The organism is uncultured Streptococcus sp., assembly GCF_963456385.1.
In the GTDB taxonomy this organism is placed as follows: Bacteria; Bacillota; Bacilli; order Lactobacillales; family Streptococcaceae; genus Streptococcus.
The window spans coordinates 64,122-71,154 of record NZ_CAUOLF010000012.1; the positions used below are offsets into that span (position 1 = coordinate 64,122).

The 7,033-nt window shown below is 45.5% G+C and carries 5 protein-coding genes and 1 pseudogene; all 6 read right to left on the reverse strand.

Annotated features, from left to right (window positions below; translation table 11 throughout):
• Positions 1-34 precede the first annotated feature (34 nt).
• Positions 35-1,036 (reverse strand): UDP-glucose 4-epimerase GalE, encoded by a 1,002-nt coding sequence (gene galE, locus RP262_RS06470; protein ID WP_311154622.1) that lies wholly within the window; start codon positions 1,034-1,036, stop codon positions 35-37.
• A gap of 45 nt (positions 1,037-1,081) precedes the next feature.
• On the reverse strand, positions 1,082-2,563 hold the full coding sequence (gene galT / locus RP262_RS06475; protein WP_311154623.1) for a UDP-glucose--hexose-1-phosphate uridylyltransferase: 1,482 nt from the start codon (positions 2,561-2,563) through the stop codon (positions 1,082-1,084).
• Between the two features lie 219 nt (positions 2,564-2,782).
• Entirely contained in the window at positions 2,783-3,961 is a 1,179-nt protein-coding gene (locus tag RP262_RS06480) for a galactokinase (RefSeq protein WP_311154624.1), read from the reverse strand.
• Positions 3,962-4,137: 176 nt separating this feature from the next.
• Positions 4,138-5,274 (reverse strand): sn-glycerol-3-phosphate ABC transporter ATP-binding protein UgpC, encoded by a 1,137-nt coding sequence (locus RP262_RS06485; protein WP_311154625.1) that lies wholly within the window; start codon positions 5,272-5,274, stop codon positions 4,138-4,140.
• Between the two features lie 21 nt (positions 5,275-5,295).
• Positions 5,296-6,741, reverse strand: coding sequence for a sucrose phosphorylase (gtfA, locus tag RP262_RS06490; RefSeq protein WP_311154626.1), 1,446 nt, complete (start codon positions 6,739-6,741; stop codon positions 5,296-5,298).
• Between the two features lie 164 nt (positions 6,742-6,905).
• Positions 6,906-7,033: pseudogene (locus tag RP262_RS06495) on the reverse strand (carbohydrate ABC transporter permease); the annotation flags it as partial.

The window sequence follows — 7,033 nt, forward strand, 5'->3', positions numbered from 1 at the left end:
GTAAAAAACCAGCCTCTCTAGCTGGTTTGTCAGTTTATTCTCTGTCATCATAGCCATTTGGATGACTGGAATGCCATTTCCAAGCGGTTTCGATAATGGTTTCGATATTGTCAAATTTCGGCTGCCAACCCAGAACATTTCTTGCTTTCTCAGAGGAAGCAATCAGCGTATCCGGATCCCCTGGGCGCCGCTCTGCTATTTCCAAAGGAATAGGATGTCCGGTCACCTTTCGTGCTGCTTCTACAATCTGCAGGTTGGAAAAACCAGTCGAAGAGCCAAGGTTAAAGGCGTCTGAAGGTTGACCAGCACGCAGATGCTCAACAGCCAAAATATGGGCATCAGCCAAGTCAAAAGGATGGACATAATCGCGGACATTGGTGCCATCTGGAGTATCGTAATCGTCACCAAAGACGGCAATCTTCTCACGTTTGCCCTGAGCCACCTGAAGCACAATGGGCAGGAGATGGGTTTCAGGCCCGTGGTCCTCTCCGATAGACCCGTCAGGCTTGGCACCGGCCACATTGAAATAGCGCAGAGCTACAAACTTGATACCATAGGCCCGGTCTGCCCAGCGCATAATGGTCTCCATCATGAGTTTGCTCTCACCATAAGGATTGATAGGCTTTTGCGGAGTCGTTTCCAGAATCGGCACTTCCTCAGGGATGCCATAAGTCGCAGCAGTCGAAGAAAAGACAATGTTTTTAACGCCGCATTCCTGCATGACCTCTAAAAGGGAAACCATGCCGGCTGTGTTATTGTCAAAATACTTGAGCGGATCCGCCATAGACTCTGCGACCAGTGAAAAGGCAGCAAAGTGAATGACCGCATCGATAGATGGATGTTTGGCAAAAACACCACGCATAAAGTCCTTATCCGCCAAATCTCCCTCATAAAAAACTGCTTGCGGATGGATGGCTGCCCGATGGCCAGTCACCAAATTATCAACGACGACTACCTCTTCCTTGCCTGCCGCTACTAGACGGTCTACCATGTGCGAGCCGATATAGCCAGCTCCACCTAATACTAAAATTGCCATAAAACTTCCTTTCCCTGTTACGCTAGATTCATTATAACACATTTCCTAGGGCTGGATGCCGACGGATTGGACGAAGCGCATGAAAGCCTCTTGCCCTTCCTCTGTTCGCTTGTAAACTCCCGCATCTTCCAACACACGGCTGAAAATTTGTCCAACCGATGCTTGAACTACTCCTTCCACCGTCTCAGCGCTAACATCTGGATTCTGGTCTTTGAGTTGATTGGCCCACTCCTGATGATAGGCAGCAACCTGACAGTCTTCTCCTAGCAAGAAAAGTTCCACCCGCTTGAGTTCTTCCTTGAGCCGAGGCGGCAGAATAGCCAGTCCCATCACCTCAATCAGACCGATATTTTCTTTCTTAATATGCTGCACATCCCTATGAGGATGGTAAATGCCGTCTGGGTGTTCTGGCGACGTTTGATTGTCCCGCAAGACCAAGTCTAACTCAAAAGATCCATCTTTTCTGCGGGCAATCGGTGTGATGGTATGATGCAGCTCACCCTCAGACTCTGCCAACACCTGCACACTGGAGTCAGAATAAGTCCGCCAAACTTGCAAGATCTTGTCAGCCAACTCAATCAAGTGTTCCTTCTTCTCAGACCTTAGACGAATGACGGACATGGGCCACTTGACAATGCCTGCTTCCACCTCATCAAAGCCGCTAAAAGTAAAGCTGCAATCCAGCTCTGCTATTTCCATAGGGAAAGTATGACGTCCGCCCTGATAGTGGTCGTGGGTCAGGATAGAGCCACCGACAATAGGCAGGTCGGCGTTGGAGCCAGCGAAATAACCCGGAAAGGTCTCCACGATGTCCAGCAAGCGCTCAAAGGTCAGCCGACTGATAGCCATGGGAAGGTGCTGGCTGTGCAGAAAGATGCAATGTTCATTAAAGTAGGCATAGGGCGAATACTGGAAGCCCCACTCCTGTCCAGCCAAGTCAAAACGGATAATCCGATGGTTAGCGCGGGCTGGGTGGTCCAAGCGACCTTGATAACCTTCATTTTCCATACAGAGCTGGCAGGCTGGATAATTGCTGTTCTTAGCCTTTTTAGCTGCCGCAATTTCCTTGGGATCCTTTTCTGGCTTAGAGAGATTAATGGTAATTTCCAAATCTCCATATTCAGTTGGCGATTTGAAAGCAATGTTTTTAGTAATGGCCTTGACCTTGATGTAGTCATTTTTTTGACTAAGCTGGTAAAAATCAGCCACGGCTTGCTCGGGATTGGAGGCATAAGTCATCCAGAAGTCCCGATTGAGCTGGCTAGGGGCTGGGGTGATGAAGTTCATGAGCTCAGCTCCCAATATATCCTGCTCAGCCAGGGTATCACCAATCTTCCCATTCTTGACAGCCACAGCTACCAAGTCATCCTTAAGGTCAATTAGCTGCTCAGCCTCGGTCTCCTGCTCTGCCACTGCCTCTCCGACCAAAGCCATAACACGATTGCTCAGATAGATGGTGTCCATTTCTTCAAAAGTACTATTGTCAATCACTGCAGATACAAAAGCAGTCAGTAACTTCTTGGACATAGATCTTCCTTTCTCTTGCTAGTAAAGAGAGTGGGACAGAAATCGGTAATTCGTTAGAATTCGATTTCGTCGTCCCACCTCCGCACAGTTGAGTAGGGCTGTAAAAGCTGATGAAATCAGCGTAGTAGAGCCCACTCAACCACTGCGTCTTGCTCGACAATCCAAAGACAATTGAGAGGCTAGGACTTTTGTCCCAGACCCAAGTTCCTTTTCTGCCATTTAATCCAGCACTCGGCTTCCGCCAGCTACTTCTGCAATGTAAAAGCTAGGGGCGTAGCCGACAACCTCTTGATACTTGCGGCCGACATTTTCTTTGAAAGCTTCCACCGAATCTTTACCAACTAAAGCAATAGCACATCCGCCAAAGCCTGCCCCAGTCATACGAGCCCCCAGAACACCTTCTTGCTCCCAGGCCGTGTGAACCAAAGTGTCCAGCTCTAGACCAGTCACTTCATAGTCATGTTCCAAAGAAACGTGGGAAGCATTCATGAGACGGCCAAACTTTTCAAGATCGCCTGCCTGCAAAGCTGCCCGTGCTTGCAAGGTCCGTTTATTTTCCAAAACAGCATGGCGAGCCCGTTTGAGACGATTTTCGTCCTCAATCAGATAGCTATACTCGTCAAAGGACCACTCGTCCAACTCACCCAAGGTAGCGATAGACAGCTTGCGGTTAAGTTCCTCAACAGCTTTTTCACACTCCGCCCGACGCTCATTGTACTTAGAATCCGCCAACTCACGACGCTTGTTGGTATTCATAATTACTACGACATTATCCTTGAGTTCAAGCGGCACCAAGTCATATTCGAGAGTATTGGTGTCTAGGTAAATAGCCCGCTGGTCAGCTCCCATTCCGATAGCAAACTGGTCCATGATGCCAGAATTAACCCCGATAAATTCATTTTCAGTTAATTTACCGATTTTCACTAAGTCCAGACGTTCTAACTGCAAGTCAAAGAGTTTCTCAGCAATCACACCTGTCAATAGCTCTAGCGATGCAGAAGATGATAAGCCAGAACCATTTGGAATATTTCCATAAACATAGACATCCATGCCTCGGTCAATCTTATGACCTGCCTCCTGCAGAAAATGCAGAACTCCTTTTGGATAGTTGGTCCAGTTATGCTCAGGCTCAAAGTGCAGGTTTTCCAGCGACACTTCAATAATCCCTTTTTCTTCAAAATTTCCTGAGAAGAATCTCAAGAGCTGATCGTCCCGCTTGCGAGCCGCTCCATAAGTTCCTAGAGAAATCGCAGCAGGAAAAACATGGCCGCCGTTATAGTCCGTATGCTCACCAATCAGATTAATCCGACCGGGTGAAAAGAAAGTGTGGTCCGCTTCTACTCCAAAAACTTTGGCAAAATCTGCGCAGACTTGCTCCGCTGAAATTAGGTTTGACATAAGCTAAACTCCTTTAAAATGAATGATCGACATTGTAATCGTTTTCTTATATTTATTATAACTGTTTCCGAGTAAAACTTCAATAAATTTAGTAAAATTTTACTAATTTTATAGATAGTTTTTTGTAAAAATCCAAACAGTAATCTGTCTGGATTATTTTTATAAGGAGCAATAGATTAGAAAATATTGTCTTCCGTCTCAGCATCAAAGTAATGCGCCTTGTTTAGGTCGAAGCCAAGTTTAATACTGCTTCCGGTATTCATATGATCACGTGCATCAACTTTGGCAACAAACTCACTGCTACCAACCGCACAGTAGAGGTGAGACTCCGCTCCAAGCAACTCAGAAACAGAAATCTTCGCAGTTAGAACCGACTCAGGGAAGGTTTCCAGAAAGGCTGGTTCCATGTTGATATCTTCCGGACGAATACCAAAAATCAACTTATTGCCTTCATAGCCCTTCTCCCGCAACCCCTTAAGATTGCCCTCTGGGACTTGGAGACTGAAGTTTCTGTTGGGGCCGACAAGACGGCCATCTTCCAGTGTCACTTCAAAGAAGTTCATAGCTGGGCTGCCAATGAAGCCGGCAACAAACTTATTTGCCGGATGTTTATAGACTTCCTGTGGCGTACCAATCTGCTCCACTCGTCCAATCGTACCAGTTCCAGCAGGATTCTTGGTCGCTGACATGATAACAATCCGGTCAGCCAGAGTCATAGCTTCAGTCTGGTCGTGGGTAACATAAATAGTTGTTGCCCCGATACGGCGGTGAATCTTGGCAATCTCCGCCCGCATAGAAACACGCAGCTTAGCATCCAAGTTTGACAGAGGCTCATCCATAAGGAAAACCTTTGCATCCCGAACGATAGCGCGTCCCATTGCTACCCGCTGACGCTGACCACCAGACAAATCAGCTGGCTTGCGCTGCAAGAATTCCTTCAAACCTAGGATTTCTGCTGCTTCATTAGCCCGTTTGTCAATATCTTCCTTGCTGTACTTGCGCAGCTTGAGACCAAAAGCCATGTTGTCGTAGACAGTCATGTGCGGATAAAGGGCATAGTTCTGGAAGACCATAGCGATATCACGATCTTTTGGCGCTACATCATTGACCACTGTACCGTCAATAGAGGCAGTTCCTTCTGTAATATCCTCCAAACCCGCAATCATACGCAGAGTAGTTGATTTTCCGCAACCAGACGGACCGACAAAGACGATAAATTCCTTGTCCTTGATATCTAGATTGAAGTCTTCCACTGAATAGTGGTCGCTGTTGGGATATTTTTTATAGATATTTTTCAGATTTAATTCTACCATTCTTCTTCTCTTTTCTTATCTCTATTCAAAAGTGATAGCTTGGCCATTTTCACTCGCGCTATATGTCAATTCTTTGAGGTTGATAACTACTTGAGCAGTGACTGACTTATCTGCATTGCTACGGACAATCCGGAGGCTATTTTCATCCAATAGATTGACTTCAATAGTGCCATCTAGGTCAAAGGCAGCAGACTGGTTTCGGTAACGGAAAAGCTTGAGCAAGGCTTGCACAACTGGACGCTTGACTTCTTCAGCAATCTCCTCATTACTGTAATAATGACGGTTGATATTGCGACCTTCCTTGGTGTTTTCTAGCAGTTCAAGGTCATTTTTCCCAGCTAAGAAACCAACATAATAGACCTGTGGAATCCCTGGAGCAAAAGCCTGAATCAGACGACTAATGAAGTATTTCTTGTCGTCATCGCCCAAGGCTGAGTAGTAAGTCGAGTTAATCTGGTAAATGTCCAGATTATTGTACTCAGCTGAGGAATACTTACGCTTGACATTGGCCCCAACCTTATATAGTTCATTGGTTGCAAAGTCAATTTCTTCATCAGTCAAAATATCCTTAACATCAACAACCCCAATACCATCGTGGGTGTCCAGTGTTGTGAATTGCTTCATAGGACTCATTTCAAGCCACTTGACTAGACGCTCTGCTTTACCACTGTATAGAGAATAAAGAGTTACCATCGGTAGCGCAAAATCATAGACAAAATAGCCATGCTCTGCAATCTTGAACTGGATAGAATAATGCTCATGAATTTCTGGTAAAATATCCGTCCCAAACTCAGCCGCTTGCTGCTGGACTTTTTCTAATAAATCCCAGATTTCTGGCTCAACAAAGAAATCATTGGTATCTAACTTTTTGACTGCATAGGCAAATGCATCTAAACGAATCAGATCACAGCCATGCTCTGACAGTTGACGTAATGTTTTCTTGATGAAATCATTAGTTACCTGACTGCGAACATCTAGATCAATCTGCTCTTCACCAAAGGTGTTCCACAGATACTCAGTGCTTCCATCTGCAAAGACGATTTCCTGCTTAGGTGCCCGATCCTTACGCTTATAAATCAAATCAACATCAGCTTGCGTCGGACGATTTTCTGGCCAAAACTTATCCCAGCTGAGAAAGAGGTCACGATACTCACTCTGATCCTTCTTTTCCTGAAAATCCTTATAATACTTGGACTGGCGTGAGATGTGGTTGATCATAAAGTCAAACATGAGATAATATTTCTCGCCCAGCTTTTCTACATCCTCCCAGTCACCAAAGGCTGAGTCAACCTCTTCATAGTCTACTGGGGCGAATCCCCGGTCACCAGTTGATGGGAAGAAAGGAAGCAAATGCACTCCTCCAACTGCATCGCCAAAATGCTTTTCTAAATTGTCATATAAATCTTTTAAATTCTCCCCCAGGCTGTCTGAGTAAGTAATCAGCATGGTCTTATTTTGAATACCCATAGTCTTCTCCTCTAAAATCTTGTCTTATATACTCTTTCCCGTGCGCTGAATGGAACACGCCCTAAGCTCTGTGCAAAAAAGATGAATCTTCCACAGCCGTTACAAATTCAGTAGTTTATGGATGTGGATGCCTGTGAGCTTTTTACGGGCTTTGTATATTTAGCTTACTTCACTGCTCCGTTGCTCATTCCAGCAATAATGTTGCGCTGGAAGATAAGATAAACGATAGTAATGGTAATAATCCCAACAACATAAGAAGCAAAGCTCGGTCCATAATCATTAAAGTATTGAC

What these genes read in the sequence shown, in the direction of transcription:
- galE (WP_311154622.1), bottom strand. Translation starts at nt 1,036, where the DNA reads ATGGCAATTTTAGTATTAGGTGGAGCTGGCTATATCGGCTCGCACATG.
- galT (WP_311154623.1), bottom strand. Translation starts at nt 2,563, where the DNA reads ATGTCCAAGAAGTTACTGACTGCTTTTGTATCTGCAGTGATTGACAAT.
- RP262_RS06480 (WP_311154624.1), bottom strand. Translation starts at nt 3,961, where the DNA reads ATGTCAAACCTAATTTCAGCGGAGCAAGTCTGCGCAGATTTTGCCAAA.
- RP262_RS06485 (WP_311154625.1), bottom strand. Translation starts at nt 5,274, where the DNA reads ATGGTAGAATTAAATCTGAAAAATATCTATAAAAAATATCCCAACAGC.
- gtfA (WP_311154626.1), bottom strand. Translation starts at nt 6,741, where the DNA reads ATGGGTATTCAAAATAAGACCATGCTGATTACTTACTCAGACAGCCTG.